Below are 17,261 nucleotides of genomic sequence, written 5' to 3'. Positions count from 1 at the left end.
ATGGCGACCGAGATGTCCGAGTCGACAGAGACGGCGGGGGCGACCGAGCGGCTTGTCGGGCACCAGACGGTCGAACGGCTCCTCGGCACCTCGCTGTACGTCGTCTCCGGCCTGTTGCTCCTCTTTTTGTGGGTGCCGCTCGCGATCATCATCTTCCTCGCGTTCGCGGAGAACGCCGTGACGATCTTCCCGTTCGAGGGCCTGACGCTCGACAACTTTCGGCTGGCGCTCCGTAGCGACTCAATGCGCGCCTCGCTCGCGGGCAGTTTCACCATCGCGACGGTGGCGGCATCGGTCGCGACGGTGCTCGGCGTGCTGGCCAGCTTCGCGCTGACCCGCTACCGGTTCCGCCTCCGAGAGGTGTACCGGACCTTCGGGATCATCCCGATGGTGATCCCCGGCATCATCCTCGGCGTGGCCCTCCGGATCTACTTCCAGAACCTCCTCGGTATCCTACCGGGGTTCGCCACGGTGGTGCTGGCCCACTCGCTGTACGGCCTCCCGTTCGTGCTCCTCATCGTCTCCGCCCGGCTGTACACCTTCGACGAGTCGCTAGAGGAGGCGGCCCGAGACCTCGGCGCGGACCCGCTGACCGTGTTCCGGGACGTGACGCTCCCGGTGATTGCCCCGGCCGTCGGAGCGGGGTTCCTGTTCGCGTGGATCCGGTCGTTCGAGGACTACATCCGCGCGCTGTTCCTCACCGGGCCCAACACGGACGTGCTGACGATCTGGATGTTCAGCCGGATCCGACAGCTCGACGCGCCGGAGCTCAACGCCGTCTCCGCGCTCATCGTCTTCGGGATCGCGATCGCGCTGGCGGTCGCGATGAACGTCGGCAACGTGACCGGTTACGTCGCCGGCACGGTCACGGAAGAGGAGGGGTGAGGCCCCGGGCGAGCGGACCCGGTTTCTCCCCCGCCTCGTCGACCTGCGTTCACACTGAAGCGGGGAATCGACGGTGTGAGTGGCCAGATCAAAACACCGTTGGCGCGCCGTCGACCACGTCGAGCCCGACGTCGGCGCCGGTGTCGACCGCCGACTCGCGGCCCTGGATCACCACCTGAAGCTCGCCCACGTCCCCGTGGGGGTCGACGAGGTAGTTCGTCTGGTCGCCCTGGAAGTACCGCTCGACGACGGTGCCGTGTAGGGCGCCGTCCCCGTTCGCGATGGTGAAGTCCTCCGGGCGGATCGAGACGGTGACCTCACCGGTCCGGTTCGGGGCCGGCACGCCGAACCCGCCCTCGCCGCCGATCTCCGCGACGGTCGTTCCGTCCCGCTCCGCGGTCCGCGCGTCGATGAGGTTCGTGTCGCCGATGAAGTCCGCGACGAACTCCGAGGCGGGCTCGCGGTAGATCTCCTCCGGCGGACCGATCTGCTCGATGTGGCCGTCGTTCATCACAGCGATCCGGTCGCTGAGCGTCATCGCGACCTCCTGGTCGTGGGTCACGTAGAAGAAGCCGCCCTGCGTCTGCTTGTGGATCCGGCGGAGTTCGACCTGCATCTGCTTCCGGAGCTTCCGGTCGAGGCTGGAGAGCGGCTCGTCGAGCAGCAGCACCGCTGGCTCGTTGACCAGCGCCCGGGCGAGCGCGACGCGCTGCTGTTGGCCGCCCGAGAGCTCTGTCGGGTTGCGGTCCTCGAACCCGTCGAGGTCGACGAGCCCGAGGTACTCAGAGACGCGCTCCGACCGCTCGCCGGCGTCGACGCCCGCCTTTGCGAGCCCGTAGCCCACGTTCTCTCCCACGCTCATGTGCGGGAAAAGCGAGAGCTGTTGGAACACGAGGTTCGTGTCGCGCGCCTCCGGGGGAACCGATCCCATCGACCGACCGTCGATCCGGACCTCGCCCTCGGTCGGGTGCTCGAAGCCGCAGATCATCCGGAGCGTCGTCGTCTTCCCGCAGCCCGACGGGCCGACGAGCGTGAAGAACTCGCCCTTTCGAACGGAGAAGTCGATGCCGCCGACCGCGGTGAGGTCGCCGAACCGCTTCGTCACCTCGTCGAGCTCGACCAATGTGTTCCCCGTTGTCATGTGCCACTCGTCCCGACAGCAGCTATATCAATCTATCGCCGGACGGGACCGCGAACGCCCTCGGAGCGGGGAACCCGAAGACATCCGGGTCGGCACCTCACTGAAGCCGCTTCGTCGTCTCCACGAGAGGGTGGCGCGCGTAGTCGACGATCTCGATGTCGTCGACGACGCGGAGGCCCTCCTTCTCGGCGGTCTTCGCCATCCCCAGGTCGACCGGCGTTCGCGGCACGATCACGTACGCGTCCATCGACTCGATGCCCGCTTCACGGGCGGCCATGGCCCGGTGATGCCCGTCGGCGAGGTAGAGCGTCCCGTCGTTGTCGATGACGACGAGCGGCTCCGCGAGCCCGTGTTCGAGCTCGTACTGCCGGCCCTCCAGCTCGTCGGCGTACACGCGGGCCTGCGTCGGCGTCAGGTCCGCGATCGCCACCTCGCGGCGCTCCTCGTCGAGGTCGACGCCGTGGATCTGCGAGAGGGTGCGCATCAGCTTCCCGACCTTGCCGGGCGTCGCGCGCTCGATCTGCGAGCGGACCACGTCCGTGTTCGAGATGATCCCGACGAGGTTGTCCGCGTCGTCGACGACCGGGAGCCGCTGGATCCCCGAGCGCAAGATCACGCGGGCGGCGTCGGTCACCTTCATATCGGGGTGCGCGACGATCAGGTCCTCCGTCATCACCGTGAACACGGGTGCGTCGTCCTCGGCGAGCAGCAGGTCCCCCGCCGCGACGAACCCCTCGACGGTGCGGCCCTGCGTGACGGGGAACCCGTTGTGCCCGTCGCTGTCGGCCATGCGGCGCGCGACGGTTGCCACCGTCTCGTCCGGGCTGACCGTCTCCACCTCCCGGGTCATGTACTCGCCGACCGTCGGTTTCCCGCTCATCGTCCGCCGTACACGCTCGCGGAATAAAAGAGGGCGGGGGTGACGGCGTCCCGAGCGGCTATCACTCTTCGCCCGACCGGCACTCGCCGTTCGGCCGTCCCTCCCCGCCCGATCGTCTCTCTGCCCGCCCGGCACTACCAGCCCGACCGTCACTCGCCGTCCGGCCGCCACGTCACCGTCTCGTCGGGGTTCCCGGCCGGGCGCTCGACTCGGGTCCCGAGCCGCCCGTCCTCGTCGACGGTGATCGTGACGCGGCGCACGTTGCGCTCGTACAGCCGATACCGACCCCTCTCGGCGTCGACCGCGACGTGTTCCGTCACCAGGTCCATGTCCTCGAGCGTGTCCAAGCGCCGGTACACCGTCGACATCGGGATGTCGCACTCCTCGACGAGCTCGGCGACCGAGGTTGGTTCGTCGAGCTCCGACAGGATCGTCCGGTTCGTTTCCTCGCTCAGCGCGTCGAGGAGCCGCCGGACGGAGCCGGACTCGCCCCGCTTCGACCCGGCGTCACTCATCGCCACCGACCGGCGATGCGGGTTCGCTTCGCCGGTCTCCGCCCCGGCCTCCTGTACGCTTCGCCCTCCGCTCGGCGTGAGAACCGCTCATTACCGACGTTTGCGCGCACAGCGGCTAATGTAACCGTTTGGCGCAGGACAACGACCGGTCTCGACGGCCGAGAGCGGCGGCTACCCCCGATTCGAAGGCAGTACCCAGCCGCCGCCGAGACAACAGCGGGCCGTCGTCGTCGGGAGTAGCTAGCCGCCGTCGGGCTCGCCCACTTCGATCGGGACGCCGATCATGTTCCCCCACTCGGTCCAGGAGCCGTCGTAGTGCCGCACGTGTTCGTAGCCGAGCAGCTCCTCGAGGACGAACCACGTCACCGACGACCGCTCCCCGATCCGGCAGTAGATGATGATGTCGTCCTCGGGGGTGATCCCCCGAGACTCGTACACGGCCGCCAGCTCCTCGGGCGACTTGAACAGGCCGTCGGGCCGGACGTTCTCCGCCCAGAACACGTTCGTCGCCCCGGGGATGTGGCCGCCCCGCATCGCCCCCTCGTTGCTGCCGGGGGGCTTCGTGATCTCCCCGCGGAACTCCTCGGGCAGGCGCACGTCGACGAACTTCGTGTCCGTGTCGAGCGCCGCCCGCACGTCCGTGCGCGCGGCCCGCACCGCCGGTCTGGCCGGCGCGTCGGGCGCGTCGCCGTACGCTACGGCTGGCGGGTCGACCGGGTCCGTCGTGGTTGGGTAGTCGTGTTCCGTCCAGTACTCTCGGCCGCCGTCCATGATCCGGACGTCCGGGTGGCCGTAGTAGGAGAGCTGCCAGTACAGGTGGGCCGCGAACCAGTTCCGGTTGTCGCCGTAGATGACGACGGTCGTCTCCTCGGTGATCCCGCTCGATTCGAGGAAGGCGGTCATCTCTTCCGGAGAGAGGATGTCGTGTACCTCCGTCGACCGGAGTTCGGTGCGCCAGTCGACGCCGACGGCGCCGGGCGCGTGTCCCTCCTCGTAGAACGAGGCGTTGACGTCGACCTCGAGCAGGCGCAGGTCGGGGTCGGCGGCGTCGAACCGGTCGAGGCGGGCGTCGACCCAGTCGGGGCTGACGAGCACGTCCGTCGGGTACCGCCCCGCTAGCGACGCGCTTGTGGGCTTCCGCTGATCGTCGTCGGGTGGGGTTTCTGCGGTCATGACTGTTGGTCGGCGAACCGTTTCGCCAGCTCCGCGGTCGCGCGTCGAAGCCGGTACGACACCGTCGAGCGCGGCTCGTCGAGCTCCGCCGCGAGCTCGTCGAGCGTCACGTCTCGCGGCGTCTCGAAGTACCCGCGTTCGACGGCGAGCAACAGGGTCTCGCGCTGCTCGGCCGGCACGTCGGGCCGGGAGAGCAGCTCGCTCTCCCAGTGGTCGACCTCGGTCAGGTGTTCGAAGGAGAACGACAGCCCGTCGCCGAGCTTCGCGGACAGCGTGTCGTACAACATTCCGATCTTCGAGTCGTCCTGGACCAGCACGCGCCAGCGGACCGTGTCGCCGGACAGCGTCTGCTCGAAGAGGACGCCCCCGTCGACGTACTTCGCCGTGATGAGCGGGACGGACTCGCAGTAGTCCACGTCAGAGACGTACGTGTACGCCACCCGCCGCCGCTGCTCTTCGGTCAACAGGCTCGTCGCGCGGGCCGAGCGACACGCCCGGCCGCTGATCGACTCGCGGTCGACCGACTCGTCTAAGAGCAGCTCGTCCACGGCGTCGAGGTCGGCCGCGTCGCCGGTCACCGACTCGAGCTTCCACAGCTCCGTGGGGTCCAGACACGAGTAGGTCGCCTCCGACTGGAGGGAGCCGCGGTCGATGAACAGGTCGACGTACTCGTCGGCGCCGGGCTCGTACGTTATCTCGAAGCTGAAGTCGTACATCTGGCGGTGACTGGTCCGGTCATGCGGTCTCGGTTCGCGGCGGTGACGGTGACCTCGCCGGCGTCGGGCCGCGTCCCGGCGGGAAGTTGTCCCTTGACAACGCGTGTGATATGGGCCCGACGCACTTACGTTGTCTCGTATGGAGCTTTCACCCTCGGGTCGCGAGACGCCGACCGCGCTCCGGAGCCGTCTCCTCATCCCGGCCCTCCTCGCGCTCGCCGCCGGGATCGGGGGATTCGCCCTCGGACTGACCCACGACGACACCGTCACCGCGCTGGGCGCGCTGCTCTTCCTCCCCAGCGCCGCGCTGCTGTTCGGCATCGTCGCCAAGCGCCACGGCGTCGGTCCGTTCAGGCGGTCGAGCCGTCGGTCGGACTGACGCTCGGCGCGGCGCACTCCGGTCACGTCGCCTCTCGCATGCGGGCGGCGACGAGCCGGTCGACGTTGAACATGAACACGGCGACCGCGGCGAGGACCGTCGCGAAGTAGACGACGAGCTGCGGCGGGCCGGACGCGGCGCCGCCCGCGACCGCCCCGCCGAACCCGACGACGAGGAGCTCCGCCCACGTGATGAGCACGCGCGAGAGCAGCAGCGTTCCGACCGACGACCGCCGGGTCGGCGCGTGCGCCTCCGAGCCGTCGCTCATCTCAGTACGCCTCCTCGGCCGTGATCGGGCCGCTGAACGCCGAGTACAGGACGGCGAAGTACACGGCGACCAGCGGTAACAGCAGGGCCGCGCCGATCGACATGAGGTTCAGCGGCAGCGTCGAGACGACGGCCTCCCCGACCGTCGCCCCGGTCGCCGGGTCGATGCGCGGGTACATGAGGACCGCGACGACCGCGGTCAGCCCGTACGTCAGTCCCGCGGCCGCCGCGAGCGCGGCGAGGTCCGCCCCGCGTCGAAGCGCGACGCCGTAGCCGACACCGAGCCCGACGGAGGCGGCGACCAGCGCGAGCACCGGGGGCGATAGCAGCGTGTCGACGCCGGCGGGGAGCCGAGTCGCCAGGGCGCCGAGGGTCGCGACGACCGCGAAGAGGTACGCCGCGACGGCCCCGACGCCGATCTCAGTCACCGTCTCGGGGAGCGCGTCTCGGGCCTTCAAGCGGAGGAACGCGGCGCCGGAAACGACGGTCAGCGCCGTGACGGCGACCCCGGTGACGACGCCGACGAACGTGAGCGACCGGGGGCTCCCGGCGAGCCAGTTCCCCGCGAACGCGCCGAGGAGGAACGGCGCGAGGACGCTGCCGGCGACGAACGACCGCCCCCACCACCGCTGCCACCGCGCGTCGTGGCGCTGTTCGTACATCTCCGGCGCCAGTCCCCGGAGAATGAGGGCGCCGAGGATGCCGAACATCAGCAGGTAGTGTCTGCTGAACAGCCCCGCGTACACCGACGGGAAGGCGGCGAACAGCGCGCCGCCGAAGACGACGAGCCACACCTCGTTCCCGTCCCAGAACGGCCCGATCGCCGACAGCACCGCCTCGCGCGCCTCGTCTTCGCGAAGCGTCGCGAAGATCGCGCCGGCGCCGAAGTCGAAGCCGTCGAGGAACAGGAACGTTCCGAGGATCGCGAACACGAGCGCGAACCACAGCTCCGGGAGCGGCAGGCCGAGCACCGGGCCCGCCGCGAGCGCGTCGACGGCGCTAGTCATCGCCGGGCACCTCCCCCGGCGCGGCGTCGCGCTCGGCGGTGGACCGCAGCTCGCGCACGCTCGGGGGCCCATCACGGATCACCCGCGCGACGACGTACGTGTACAGCGCGAGGATGCCGGCGTAGACGCCGACGAACCCGGCGAGCGTGACCATCGCTTCCGTCCCGGTGAGACCGGGAGAGACCCCCTCGCTCGTCTTCAACACGCCCTGGATCACCCAGGGCTGACGGCCGACCTCGGTGACGACCCACCCGAGTTCGACCGCGACGATGCCGAGCAGGCTGGACGCCATCAGCGCCTTGTGGAGCAGCCCGTCCTCGAACAGCTCGCCCGTGTACCACCGGTAGCCGCCCCAGAACGCGAGCAGGATGAACCAGAAGCCCATCCCGACCATCGCGCGGAACGACCAGAACACGACGGCGACCGGCGGCGCCTCCGTCTCGAACGTGTTCAGTCCGCGGATCTCCGCGGTCGCGTCGCCCCCGCTGGCGAGCCACGACGCCCCGCCCGGGATGCCGAGACCGAACAGCTCCTTCGCGCGGGGGTCCGTGAACTGGCTCAGGTCCGTCGGGATCGCGAAGATGTACTCCGGGACGTACGCCTCGGTGTCCCAGACCGCCTCCATGGCGGCGAACTTCTGCGGCTGCGTCTCGTAGACGTGCCGCGCGTACAGGTCGCCCTGAAGCACCTGTAGCGGGGCCGTGATCAGCAGCGCGACCAGCGCGATCTTGAGCGTCTTCTGCCAGAAGGCGATGTTCTCCGTCTGGTGTCCCCAGACGTGGTGTCGGTAGACGAAGTACGCGGAGACGCCCGCCATGAACAGCGCCACCGACTCGACGGCGGCGTTTTGCATGTGGACGTACATGTAGCCGAACCGGGGGGTCAGGTACGCCGCGAGCGGGTCGACGAGGTGGACTACCTCCTGCCCGTTCTCGGTCACGAGCTCGTAGCCGCGCGGCATCTGCATCCACGAGTTCGCGATGAGGATCCAGACGGCGGACAGCCACGTGCCGACCCCGACGGCGAGGCTGGACACCAGGTACAACCGGTCGGAGACGCGCTCGCGACCGAACACGAAGACGCCGAGGAACGTCGCCTCCAGCATGAACGCCATCATCCCCTCGACGGCGAGCGGGCCGCCGAACAGCTCGCCGGCGGTCGTCGAGAACGCCGCGAAGTTGGTCCCGAACTCGAACTCTAAGACGATCCCGGTGACCGTCCCGACGACGAACGAGACGGCGAATATCTTCGTCCAGAAGCGACGCAGCTGTTCGTACACCGGGTCGCCGCCCCGCACGTCCTTCCAGGTGAAGTATATCAGGAACGGGGCTAGTCCCATGCTCATCACTGGGAAGATGATGTGGACGATCGTCGTCAGGGCGAACTGGAATCGGCTTGCGAGTACTGGATCGATCATGTCGTGGTGGGTCCGGGTTGGAAAGTTCACTCCGGCGCGCGACGCGGCGGTCTCCTCGCGTAACACTGCGCATTCCTCGTCCATAACCCCGGAGTTGGCACAGGACAACCGGCCGCGGAGCGCCCGCCGCCGCCCTCTCGGCGGCGACGCGGCGGCTCGCCCGCTGGTCCGACGTTGTCCTGTGCCAAGCCATCGTTTTGGGTGGCGAGGCGACTGCGTTCACGCATGGAAACACGGCACGCCGTGCTGGCGCTCGTCGCGCTCGTCACGGTGGTGATGACCGTCAGAGCGGTCGTCGCCGGCCTCGACGGCGACTTCGGGACGGTCGGCCGGCAGGTCGGGGTCGGCGGGATCGTCCTCGCGTTCGGCGTGGCGCTGTACCGGAACTGGGAGTCGGTCGGCTGACCCGGACGCCCGCTCCGCGACGGCCCGGCCGAGCGTCCGGCGCGAGCGACGGGAACTTCTCAGAGCGCCCGACCGCGACCCGCGCCGTCTCGCACCGGCGTTCGTCAAGACTCGCTCGCGGGGTCGTCCCCGGAGGAGTCCCGGTCGCGATGGGGCTCGCCGGCGAGTCGCTCCGCGAGCCGTCGGCGGAGTCGCTCGAAGGGCGACGAACACGCGCCGCACTCGGCGCAGGAGACGCCCGAACATGACGCGGGCGCGCCGCAGCGCGGACACGAGAGCCCGTTCGCCGGATCGAACTCGTACTCGCAGCGGGGACAGATCACGCGATCACCTCCAAGGCGGCCGCGACGCCGCCGCCGACGGCGAACGCCGTAACCCAAGAGCCGACCCACACGAGGAGCGCGCTCCGCGCGTCGCGCTCCCTGAGGATCATCGCCATCGTGAGGATACACGGGACGAACAGGGTGACGACGACCAGTCCGACGAAGGTCTGTGACGCCGACAGCGTCAGGCCCGTCATCCCTGCGGCGGCGAAGTCGCGGCGGATCAGTCCCAACACGAGCACCTCGCCGAACGACGCGGGTAAGCCCAGCGCCGCGGTCAGCGGCCGGAACGCGCCGACTATCGCGTCGAGCGCGCCGAGGTACTCGAGCGTCGACACCGCCGCCGCGGTGACCCCGAACAGCGGGGCCGCCTCCCCGAGGAACGCGGCGGTCCGGTTCGCCGTCTTCCGGGCGACGTTCGTCGGGCGGGGGAGGCGTAGCCGCGGGAGCTGCTCGATCAGCGCGTCCTGTCGGCCGGGGAGCGTCCGGTCGAGAACGACGCCGGCGGCCCCGAGGACCCCGAGTAGTACCGCCACGTAGCCGCCCCACCAGACGACCCCGAGTTCCGCGAGCAACCCCGCGACGACGCCGATCTGCGCCGAGCAGGGGATCGCGAGGCCCAGCAGCGCCGTCGTGATGAGCCGCTCCCGGCGCGACCCGACCATTCGGGTGGAGACGACCGCCATCGTCACGCATCCCACGCCGACGATCAGCGGGACGACCGCGCGGCCGTTGAGCCCGATCCTGTCGAGCCCTCTGTCCGTCACCACGGCGAGTCGCGGCAGGACGCCGGCGTCTTCGAGCGTCCCGATCACGAGGTAGAACGCGACCACGAGCGGGAGCAGGACCCCGAGGGTGTACCGAACGGTGACCGTCAGCAGCCCTAGGTTATCGTTGACGAGCAGGAACTCGACGGGCGCGGCCCACCCGCGCGCCGGGAGCAGGTCCGCGACGGCCGCCTCGACCGCCGGCGTGTAGTATCGCCCGAAGACCACGGTCTCCGCGTAGCCGACGACGCGCTGCGCGACGAGCACCCCCATGACGTAGAACACCGCGAGGAGGAGCGCGAGCGCGATCGGGATCCCCGTCACCGGCCGCAGCAACAGGTCTCCGAGCCGTCCCCCGCGACTCCGTCCGGGAGCGGGACCCCGTTCGACCGCCTCGACGACCGACCGGACGCGCGTCCGGCGCTCGCGATACACCGCCTCCCGCTCTCCGAGGCCGGCGAGCGGCGCGTCGCCCCCGTCGGCCGCGAGGCCGCCGGCACCGACGCGGCGAGCCGTCGGTTCGTCGCCCTCGACGAGGAGTGTCTTCTCCGCCCGCCCGGCCTCGATCCCGTCGGGGAGCGCGTCGTAGTACGCGTCGACGGGCGTCGACTCGGGGGCGGTCGCTTCCGGGAGCCGATCGCGCAACTCGTCGACGCCGGCGCCGGTGACGGCGACGGTCGGGACGACGGGGACGCCGAGGGTCGCCTCCAGCGCGCCGACGTCGATCTCGACGCCGTCGGCCTCGACCTCGTCCATCATGTTCAGCGCGACGACGGTCGGCACGCCCATGTCCAACAGCTGTAGCGTCACGAACAGGTCACGGTCGAGCCGCGTGGCGTCAACGACGTTCACGACCGCGTCCGCCTCCAAGACGACCGCCCTCGTGGCCCGCTCCTCCTCAGAGAACGACGATATCCCGTGGACCCCGGGCGTATCGATCAGGCGGGTCGACCTGAGGGTCGCCGCGGTCGTTTCGACCGTGGTTCCGGGGTAGTTCGAGACGTCGGCGTACTCGGCCGTGAGCCGTCCGAACAGCACGCTCTTGCCCGCGTTGGGCGCGCCGACCAGCGCCGCGGACGCCTCGGCGTCGCCGGATGTGGGCCCGCGGTCCGCGTCCCCGCTCGCGGTCATCGCGGTGCGTCGTCGGGGGCCGATCGCTCGACGGTTATCTCCCGGGCCAGCGACCGCCCGAGCGCCACCTCCGTCCCGCGACGCCTGACGACGACCGGACCGTTGCGGATCCGGCGGCGACACTCGACGCGGCCGTCCAGCAGGCCGAGTCGCAGTAACCGAGCGCGGCGCTCGCCGTCCGGCACGTCGACCAGTTCCACCCACTCGCCCGACGGGATGTCGGCCAGCGCGACCACCATTTAGGCCTACCTAAAACGACGGGCGTGTTGTGCGGCACGGCACATTATGGAGTCTTATATAAACCGCTCTGGACCCGCGAGCCCGGACCCGCGCGCCGCCTTCGCGCTTCGCGCGCGTCAGCGGTCGGGCCGGTCAGGCCGGCTGCGAGTCCAGCTTCTTGTAATCGATGTAGTCCGCCCCGCGGAGCTCCTCGAGCAGGTTGATGGCCGCTCGGGCTCCCTCTCCGACGGAGGTCGCGATCTGTTGGTGGCCGCCGGTAACGTCGCCCGCGGCGTACACCCGGTCCACCGGCGTCGACTGCGCCTCGTCGGTGACGATGTCGTCTCCCTCGACGGGGACGCCGAGCATCTCCGCGAGGTCGGTGCCGCCGGCGGTGCCCAGCGCGACGAACAGCCCGTCGACCGGGATCTCGTCGCCCTCTCGGGTGACGACGGCTTCGAGGACCTCCTCGCCGGCGAGCCGATCGAGGTCGTCGGTGACCACCGGGATCCCCGCGTCGGCGACCCGGTCCCGCAAGCCGTCGTCCGCCTCGAACGCCGACCCGTTGGTGAGGATCCGGACGTCGTCGGTGTAGTCGAGCAGCATCAACGCCTCGGTCGCGGCGTAGTTGTCGTCGCCGACGACAGCGACGGGACTGTCGCGGTAAAAGTACGCGTCGCATTCGACGCAGTAGGAGACGCCGTGGCCCTCGTACGCCTCGACGCCCGCGATGGCCGGCCGTTCGTAGTCCGCGCCCGTCGCGATGATAACCCCGTCGACGACGTACTCGTCGACGGTCGTCTCGACGCGGTACCGGTCGCCGTCCGGCTCGATCCGAACGACCTCCTCCTCGACGATCTCGGCGTCGTACTTCCGCGCGTGCTCTCGCCCCAGATCGACGAGCTCCGGGCCCGTGACCCCGTCCGGGAACCCGTAGACGTTCTCCATCGTGTCCACGTCACGGGTGGTCCCGCCCCCGTCGTCGAACACGAGCGTTCGCCTGTCCGCCCGAGCGGTGTAGATGGCGGCGTTCAGTCCGGTCGGTCCCCCGCCGACGATCGCGATCCCTGACATCTGTATTGCGTAGTATGTACTATACTAACTTATTAATTCCGCCCGCTGATTCACTCGGAGTGGTCGGCGTCCCCTCCAAGATATCGACCGAAACGCGCTCCTGTGGCTATAGCCGGGTTGGAAGCGTATCGATCGCCGCGAAATACGTCTTGTCCCCGTCGGTGAATCGTTTGTTTGGCGCATCAGTATTGTGTATATTCTACAAAATACTGGCGGCGGAGACAACCTCGCTCGATAAGCAACCGAGACCGGACTCGGCGGGCGGCACTCGAACCGCGGGCGAAGACCGCGGTGCGGCGGCTCGCCGGAACGAAAGCGAGGACAGAAGAAATCGGACCGCGAGGCGTGGAGCCGCCTACTGCGGGCTCGGGTTGGACGGGCCGGAGACGTTGCCGTCCTTCAGCGCGGATCCCGTGATCGACTTCAGCCGGGAGACGAGCGAATCCTTCTCGGCCTCGCCTTCGAGGGCGATGTCGAGGACCTCGCTGATGTGCGAGACCGGGATGACCTCGATCATCTCCTCGTACTCGTCTTCGATCATCACGTCCTGCTCGTTGGCTGCGGGGATGATCACCCGGTCGCAGCCGGCTTTCGCGGCCGCCTCGATCTTGTGGGTGACCCCGCCGACGGGGAGCACGTCGCCGCGGACCGACAGCGAGCCGGTCATCGCGAGGCTCTGGTCCACGCCGACGTTCTCCAGCGCGGAGATGACAGCGGTCGCGACCGTGATGGACGCGGAGTCGCCGTCGACCCCCTGCTGGCCCGTCTGGATGAACTGGATGTGGATGTCCTTCTCCGAGATGTTCTCGTCGGAGAACTTCTTGATGATCGCCGAGACGTTCTGGACCGACTCCTCGGCCATCTCCTTTAGCTGGCCGGTGGCGATCACCTGCCCGCCGCCCTGGGTCGGCGTCACCTCGGCCATCACCGGGAGCATGATCCCGGAGTCTTCGCCCATCACCGCGAGGCCGTTGACGCGGCCGGCGACGTAGCCGTCGGAGACCTGGAGCTCGTAGTCCTTGCGGCGCTCGATGTAGTCGTCGGCGAGCTGCTGCTCGATGGAGCGCGAGCGCCCCTTCGCCTGAAGGACGTGTTCGCGGGTGGTCATCTCGGCGTCCTCGCCCCGGGCGATGTCGCCCGCGACGCGGACCATCCCGCCGAGGTTCCGCATCTTCAGCGTGAGGTGGCCCTTGCGGCCGGAACGGCGCTTGGCCTCGAGGATGATCTCCTCGACGGCCTCCGCCGAGAACTCGGGCAGGCGGCCGTCCTTCGCGACCTCCTGGGCGATGAACCGGACGTACTTCCGGCGCATCTCCGGGGTGTCCTCGATGGTGTCCTCCATGTACACCTCGTAACCGTACCCCTTGATCCGGGAGCGCAGCGCCGGGTGCATGTTCTCCATCGCGTCGAGGTTCCCGGCCGCGATCATGACGAAGTCGGTCGGGACGGGCTCGGTCTGGACCATCGCGCCCGAGGAGCGCTCGGACTGGCCCGTGATCGAGAACTCGCCCTCCTGGATCGCCGTCATGAGGTGCTGCTGGCTGCGGATGTCGAGCGTGTTGATCTCGTCGATGAACAGCACACCCTTGTTCGCCTTGTGGATGGCGCCCGCCTCGACGCGGTCGTGGCTGGGCGTCTCCATCCCGCCGGACTGGAACGGGTCGTGTCGCACGTCGCCGAGCAGCGCGCCGGCGTGCGCGCCGGTCGCGTCGCGGAACGGCGCGGTCTTCGTGTCGCCGTTGTTCACCAGCAGGTTCGGGATCATCGCATCCGAACCGCGGTTGAGGTAGCGGAAGACGAGGTACACCACGCCGGCCGCGATGATGCCGACGAGGATCTGGCCGACGATGATGAGCGCGTAGCCCAGCACGACGGCGATGATGATCCACATCAGGAGCGACCGCATCTGGTTGCGCTTGCGCGCCTCCTCGCGGTGCGCCTCGACGATCTGGTCGCCCTTACCGGCCGGCACCGTCCGGACCTTCGGCTTGTTGCCGTCCTCGGGGTTGTGGTACACCAGCACGTCCTGAAGCTCCTCTTTGGGGAGGAGCTCGGACATCGCCTTCGCGAGCATCGACTTCCCCGTCCCGGGGGAGCCGATCATCATCACGTGGCGCCGCTGCTTCGCCGCCTTGATGATCACGTCGCGGGCGTGTTCCTGCCCGATGACCTGGTCGACGAGCCGGTCCGGGATCTCCAGTTCGGCCGTCGTGTCTATCTTGAGCCCGCCGAGGAGGTCGTCCTCGTCGGGGTCCTCTTCGATCTCGGCGCCCTCGACCTCGACGGTGCTGCCGAGCTCGTCGATCCCGCCGTCGTCGGCCGGATCGGCGGCGTCGCCGTTCCGACCCTCGTCGAACCCGTCGTCGTCCACGATGACCCCGTCGTCCCAGGGGTCGTCGTCGGAGTCCGCGGCCGGGTCCTCGTCGACGCCGGACTCGTTCGCCGGGCCGTCGTCGGGCTCGGGGTCGCCGGGCGTGGCGTCCTCGCCGTTCCCCGCCGGACTCGAGTCGTCGACGCCGCCGTGGGGCGGTTCGTCGGGGTCGTCGGCCGTCGGGTCGTTCGTGTCCTTCTCGTTGCTCATAGAATCGGGTGTCGCTATCGAAAAGGACGGGTCGGTTACTGATATACTTTCTCCCCCCGGAGGGGTAGCCCCGGGGGCAGTAAACACCGCTTTCAAGCCGTATATCGACCGATCACGCCCCGCGAGCGTTCCCACGGGGTTTATAAATGACGCCGACGGTACGTAGACTCATGCGGGGGTTCTACATCGGCCGGTATCAGCCGTTCCACCACGGCCACCGGCACATGGTGGAAGAGATCGCGGCGGAGGTCGACGAGCTCGTCTTGGGGATCGGCTCCGCCGGCGACTCTCACACCACGCGGAACCCATTCACCGCCGGCGAGCGCGTGATGATGGTGACGAAGGCGGTCGAGGAGCTCGACGCCACCACCTACGTCGTCCCGATCGAGGACCTCGACCGGAACTCCGTGTGGGTGAGCCACGTCCAGAGCATGACCCCGCGCTTCGACGTGGCCTACTCGAACAACCCGCTCGTGGTCCGCCTGTTCGAGGAGGCGGGCGTCGAGGTGCGCCAGTCGCCGATGTTCCGCCGCGACGTGCTGGAGGGGACCGAACTCCGCGAGCGCATGATCCGCGGCCGGGAGTGGGCCGACCTCGTCCCCGACCCCGTCGTCGACGTGATCCGCGAAGTCGACGGCGTCGAGCGCATCCGCCGGATCGCGGAGACGGACTCGAACGGCGGCGAGCCGTCCGACCTGTAGCGCGGCGATCCGTGTAAAGAGGGCTGATCGCCTCGGACCGCCGATCGCTTCGAAGCCCCGACGCCGGCTCCGACGCTCCGGCCGCCTGCTCGTGGACAGATACGGAGACCGGCGACGACGACGCCCGTTCCATTTAACCCCGCGCCGCACGCGGGTTCCGGTATGATCACGCTCACCTCGGACTTTGGGTCGCCGTACCCCGCCGCGATGAAGGGAGTGATTCGCCGGCACACTGACGCCGAGCTGATCGATGTTGCGCACGATCTGCCGCGCGGGGACCCCCGGGCCGCCGCGTTCTGGCTCCGGTTCGTCCTCCCGGAGTTCCCGCCGGCGGTCCACTGCGCCGTCGTCGACCCCGGCGTCGGCACCGACCGGGACGCCCTCGTCGTCCGGGCCGGCGCGCACGTCATCGTCGCGCCCGACAACGGGCTCGCGATGCCGCCGGCCCGCGCGCTGGCGGCCGGCGAGTCGGATGTCGAGGTCTGGTCCATCGCGGTCGACGACCCCGCGAGCGAGACGTTCCACGGCCGCGACGTGTTCGCGCCGACCGCGGCCCGCGTCCGGACGGCGCTCGACGACGAACTGACGGCGTCGGACGGGGAGCCCGCGGTCGACGCGGTCGCCGAAGCGCTCGCGGGGATCGACGACCTCGCGCCCGCGAACGACCCCGTGGACGTCCGCTTTCCCGAGCCGTCGGTCGAACGCGACGCGGGCGAGGCCGAGAAGGACACCGACGCCGAGGACGGTACCGACGACGAGGCCGACACCGGCGACGTGGTCGCCGTTGACGGCGAAGTGCTCGCGATCGACCGGTTCGGCAACGTGATCACCAACGTCCCCGGCGAGCTTGTCCGCGGCCGGGACTGGGTCCGCGTGAACGGCGACCTCACGCCGGTCGCGGAGACGTTCGGCGCCGTTGACCCCGGCGAGCGCCTCGTCACGGTCGGGAGCCACGGCTACGCGGAGTGTGACGTGAACGACGGCCGGGGCGACGGCGCGTTCGACCTCCGACCGGGCGACGCGGTCCGGTTCGTTCCCGACAGCGTCAGCCTCTGAGTCCGAAAAACCGGTTACAGCTCGACGCCGGAGGGAATCAGGCTCTCGCTGCGGAGCAGGTTCCCCTCCTGGTCGTACACGAGGAAGGTGTCCTTGTCGTAGGCGACGAGGCGCTCGCCGTCGACGTCGATCTCGACGCGGTACCGCGCGTCGCCGTCGTCGGTCGCGTCGCGCGCGGCGTGGATGAACGGGAGTACGTCCGTCGCCGTCTCGTTGAGTTCGAGGATGAAGTCGCCCGTGTATCGGTTGGTGACGCCGACGACGCCCTCCGGCTCGTCCGCCTCGTCCAGCGGCTCGCGGAGCCGGAAGGCGACGTCGATCTGGTCGGCCGCGAGCAGGTCGTCGTCCGTCTCGACGATGATGTCCTCGCTTTCGCCCCCCGAGAGTCGCTCGCGGAGGAGATCCTCCGGACCGTGGAAGTCGATCCGCACCAGCGGGGGCGACTGGGAGCCGGCGTCGTTTCCGACGCCCTCGACGGTCAACTCGAAGTAGTCACGCCGCATTTCCTATCGGATGCTTTGCGGTCCGGCCGTATCAACGTAACGGGCGGAGCGGCGGCGCGGAACCGACGATGCTCGGGCGTCCGCGCCGGGACCGGATCGGCACTCGGTCGGGACCGCGGCG

The 17,261-nt window shown here is 69.4% G+C and carries 19 protein-coding genes; 5 read left to right on the top strand and 14 right to left on the bottom strand.

Annotation, left to right across the window (positions count from 1 at the left end; translation table 11 throughout):
* Window positions 1-885 (top strand): ABC transporter permease, encoded by an 885-nt coding sequence (locus EXE52_RS01680; RefSeq protein ID WP_089307843.1) that lies wholly within the window; start codon window positions 1-3, stop codon window positions 883-885.
* A gap of 88 nt (window positions 886-973) precedes the next feature.
* Here the strand turns inward: EXE52_RS01680 and EXE52_RS01675 are convergent, their stop codons facing one another.
* The 5 genes from EXE52_RS01675 to EXE52_RS01655 all read right to left on the bottom strand — a co-directional run bounded on the left by EXE52_RS01675 (window position 974) and on the right by EXE52_RS01655 (window position 5,310).
* Entirely contained in the window at window positions 974-2,026 is a 1,053-nt protein-coding gene (locus tag EXE52_RS01675) for an ABC transporter ATP-binding protein (protein ID WP_089307842.1), read from the bottom strand.
* 97 nt (window positions 2,027-2,123) lie between these two features.
* On the bottom strand, window positions 2,124-2,906 hold the full coding sequence (locus tag EXE52_RS01670; RefSeq protein ID WP_049932802.1) for a CBS domain-containing protein: 783 nt from the start codon (window positions 2,904-2,906) through the stop codon (window positions 2,124-2,126).
* A gap of 149 nt (window positions 2,907-3,055) precedes the next feature.
* On the bottom strand, window positions 3,056-3,421 hold the full coding sequence (locus tag EXE52_RS01665; RefSeq protein WP_086216388.1) for a helix-turn-helix domain-containing protein: 366 nt from the start codon (window positions 3,419-3,421) through the stop codon (window positions 3,056-3,058).
* Between the two features lie 240 nt (window positions 3,422-3,661).
* Window positions 3,662-4,594: a sulfurtransferase gene (locus EXE52_RS01660; RefSeq protein WP_137703402.1), complete on the bottom strand. Its 933-nt coding sequence runs from the start codon at window positions 4,592-4,594 to the stop codon at window positions 3,662-3,664.
* A complete protein-coding gene (locus EXE52_RS01655) occupies window positions 4,591-5,310 on the bottom strand; it encodes a helix-turn-helix domain-containing protein (protein WP_049932800.1) in 720 nt (239 codons plus the stop codon). The genes EXE52_RS01660 and EXE52_RS01655 overlap by 4 nt, the downstream gene beginning before the upstream one ends.
* Before the next feature lie 139 nt (window positions 5,311-5,449).
* Between EXE52_RS01655 and EXE52_RS01650 the strand changes: the two genes are divergently transcribed.
* Window positions 5,450-5,689 carry a hypothetical protein gene (locus tag EXE52_RS01650; protein ID WP_049932799.1) on the top strand — a complete coding sequence of 80 codons (240 nt, stop codon included), beginning with the start codon at window positions 5,450-5,452 and terminating at the stop codon, window positions 5,687-5,689.
* A gap of 22 nt (window positions 5,690-5,711) precedes the next feature.
* Here the strand turns inward: EXE52_RS01650 and EXE52_RS01645 are convergent, their stop codons facing one another.
* From EXE52_RS01645 to EXE52_RS01635, 3 genes are read right to left on the bottom strand one after another with little or no spacing between them, the layout of a single operon-like run.
* Window positions 5,712-5,957 (bottom strand): hypothetical protein, encoded by a 246-nt coding sequence (locus EXE52_RS01645; protein WP_049932798.1) that lies wholly within the window; start codon window positions 5,955-5,957, stop codon window positions 5,712-5,714.
* A 1-nt stretch (window position 5,958) separates the two neighbouring features.
* Entirely contained in the window at window positions 5,959-6,963 is a 1,005-nt protein-coding gene (locus tag EXE52_RS01640; RefSeq protein WP_089307841.1) for a cytochrome d ubiquinol oxidase subunit II, read from the bottom strand.
* Window positions 6,956-8,380, bottom strand: a complete 1,425-nt coding sequence (locus EXE52_RS01635) for a cytochrome ubiquinol oxidase subunit I (protein WP_086216403.1) — start codon at window positions 8,378-8,380, stop codon at window positions 6,956-6,958. Before EXE52_RS01635 ends, EXE52_RS01640 begins: the two co-directional genes overlap by 8 nt.
* Window positions 8,381-8,605: 225 nt before the next feature.
* Here EXE52_RS01635 and EXE52_RS01630 point away from each other — a divergent pair, with 225 nt between their 5' ends.
* A complete protein-coding gene (locus tag EXE52_RS01630) occupies window positions 8,606-8,785 on the top strand; it encodes a hypothetical protein (RefSeq protein ID WP_049932795.1) in 180 nt (59 codons plus the stop codon).
* Between the two features lie 104 nt (window positions 8,786-8,889).
* Here the strand turns inward: EXE52_RS01630 and EXE52_RS01625 are convergent, their stop codons facing one another.
* From EXE52_RS01625 to lonB, 5 genes are all read right to left on the bottom strand, one after another.
* Window positions 8,890-9,108: a hypothetical protein gene (locus tag EXE52_RS01625; protein ID WP_089307840.1), complete on the bottom strand. Its 219-nt coding sequence runs from the start codon at window positions 9,106-9,108 to the stop codon at window positions 8,890-8,892.
* Window positions 9,105-11,006: a ferrous iron transport protein B gene (gene feoB / locus EXE52_RS01620; protein ID WP_089307839.1), complete on the bottom strand. Its 1,902-nt coding sequence runs from the start codon at window positions 11,004-11,006 to the stop codon at window positions 9,105-9,107. The genes EXE52_RS01625 and feoB overlap by 4 nt, the downstream gene beginning before the upstream one ends.
* Window positions 11,003-11,245, bottom strand: coding sequence for a FeoA domain-containing protein (locus tag EXE52_RS01615; RefSeq protein ID WP_049932791.1), 243 nt, complete (start codon window positions 11,243-11,245; stop codon window positions 11,003-11,005). Before EXE52_RS01615 ends, feoB begins: the two co-directional genes overlap by 4 nt.
* Before the next feature lie 133 nt (window positions 11,246-11,378).
* Entirely contained in the window at window positions 11,379-12,299 is a 921-nt protein-coding gene (locus tag EXE52_RS01610; protein ID WP_049932789.1) for an NAD(P)/FAD-dependent oxidoreductase, read from the bottom strand.
* A 355-nt stretch (window positions 12,300-12,654) separates the two neighbouring features.
* Window positions 12,655-14,880, bottom strand: a complete 2,226-nt coding sequence (gene lonB, locus EXE52_RS01605; protein WP_049932787.1) for an ATP-dependent protease LonB — start codon at window positions 14,878-14,880, stop codon at window positions 12,655-12,657.
* Window positions 14,881-15,050: 170 nt separating this feature from the next.
* On the opposite strand from lonB, the gene EXE52_RS01600 reads away from it, so the two are divergent.
* Together EXE52_RS01600 and EXE52_RS01595 are read left to right on the top strand one after the other, a co-directional pair.
* Entirely contained in the window at window positions 15,051-15,581 is a 531-nt protein-coding gene (locus EXE52_RS01600) for a nicotinamide-nucleotide adenylyltransferase (RefSeq protein WP_086216397.1), read from the top strand.
* A 162-nt stretch (window positions 15,582-15,743) separates the two neighbouring features.
* The gene (locus EXE52_RS01595; protein WP_049932785.1) at window positions 15,744-16,637 is read left to right on the top strand and encodes an S-adenosyl-l-methionine hydroxide adenosyltransferase family protein; all 894 of its coding nucleotides are present in this window, start codon (window positions 15,744-15,746) and stop codon (window positions 16,635-16,637) included.
* A 14-nt stretch (window positions 16,638-16,651) separates the two neighbouring features.
* On the opposite strand, the gene EXE52_RS01590 is transcribed toward EXE52_RS01595, so the two are convergent.
* Window positions 16,652-17,140, bottom strand: a complete 489-nt coding sequence (locus tag EXE52_RS01590) for a DUF5793 family protein (RefSeq protein WP_049932784.1) — start codon at window positions 17,138-17,140, stop codon at window positions 16,652-16,654.
* Window positions 17,141-17,261: the final 121 nt, after the last annotated feature.

Origin of the sequence: Halorubrum sp. CGM4_25_10-8A, from assembly GCF_005435025.1 — an archaeon.
Taxonomy (GTDB): domain Archaea; phylum Halobacteriota; class Halobacteria; order Halobacteriales; family Haloferacaceae; genus Halorubrum; species Halorubrum ezzemoulense.
Note: the sequence above shows the minus strand (reverse complement) of the source record. Positions and strands in the feature narration are given on the sequence as shown.

Coding starts and splice junctions, on each gene's coding strand:
- EXE52_RS01680 (WP_089307843.1), top strand. CDS start 1: ATGGCGACCGAGATGTCCGAGTCGACAGAGACGGCGGGGGCGACCGAG.
- EXE52_RS01675 (WP_089307842.1), bottom strand. CDS start 2,026: ATGACAACGGGGAACACATTGGTCGAGCTCGACGAGGTGACGAAGCGG.
- EXE52_RS01670 (WP_049932802.1), bottom strand. CDS start 2,906: ATGAGCGGGAAACCGACGGTCGGCGAGTACATGACCCGGGAGGTGGAG.
- EXE52_RS01665 (WP_086216388.1), bottom strand. CDS start 3,421: ATGAGTGACGCCGGGTCGAAGCGGGGCGAGTCCGGCTCCGTCCGGCGG.
- EXE52_RS01660 (WP_137703402.1), bottom strand. CDS start 4,594: ATGACCGCAGAAACCCCACCCGACGACGATCAGCGGAAGCCCACAAGC.
- EXE52_RS01655 (WP_049932800.1), bottom strand. CDS start 5,310: ATGTACGACTTCAGCTTCGAGATAACGTACGAGCCCGGCGCCGACGAG.
- EXE52_RS01650 (WP_049932799.1), top strand. CDS start 5,450: ATGGAGCTTTCACCCTCGGGTCGCGAGACGCCGACCGCGCTCCGGAGC.
- EXE52_RS01645 (WP_049932798.1), bottom strand. CDS start 5,957: ATGAGCGACGGCTCGGAGGCGCACGCGCCGACCCGGCGGTCGTCGGTC.
- EXE52_RS01640 (WP_089307841.1), bottom strand. CDS start 6,963: ATGACTAGCGCCGTCGACGCGCTCGCGGCGGGCCCGGTGCTCGGCCTG.
- EXE52_RS01635 (WP_086216403.1), bottom strand. CDS start 8,380: ATGATCGATCCAGTACTCGCAAGCCGATTCCAGTTCGCCCTGACGACG.
- EXE52_RS01630 (WP_049932795.1), top strand. CDS start 8,606: ATGGAAACACGGCACGCCGTGCTGGCGCTCGTCGCGCTCGTCACGGTG.
- feoB (WP_089307839.1), bottom strand. CDS start 11,006: ATGACCGCGAGCGGGGACGCGGACCGCGGGCCCACATCCGGCGACGCC.
- EXE52_RS01615 (WP_049932791.1), bottom strand. CDS start 11,245: ATGGTGGTCGCGCTGGCCGACATCCCGTCGGGCGAGTGGGTGGAACTG.
- EXE52_RS01610 (WP_049932789.1), bottom strand. CDS start 12,299: ATGTCAGGGATCGCGATCGTCGGCGGGGGACCGACCGGACTGAACGCC.
- lonB (WP_049932787.1), bottom strand. CDS start 14,880: ATGAGCAACGAGAAGGACACGAACGACCCGACGGCCGACGACCCCGAC.
- EXE52_RS01600 (WP_086216397.1), top strand. CDS start 15,051: ATGCGGGGGTTCTACATCGGCCGGTATCAGCCGTTCCACCACGGCCAC.
- EXE52_RS01595 (WP_049932785.1), top strand. CDS start 15,744: ATGATCACGCTCACCTCGGACTTTGGGTCGCCGTACCCCGCCGCGATG.
- EXE52_RS01590 (WP_049932784.1), bottom strand. CDS start 17,140: ATGCGGCGTGACTACTTCGAGTTGACCGTCGAGGGCGTCGGAAACGAC.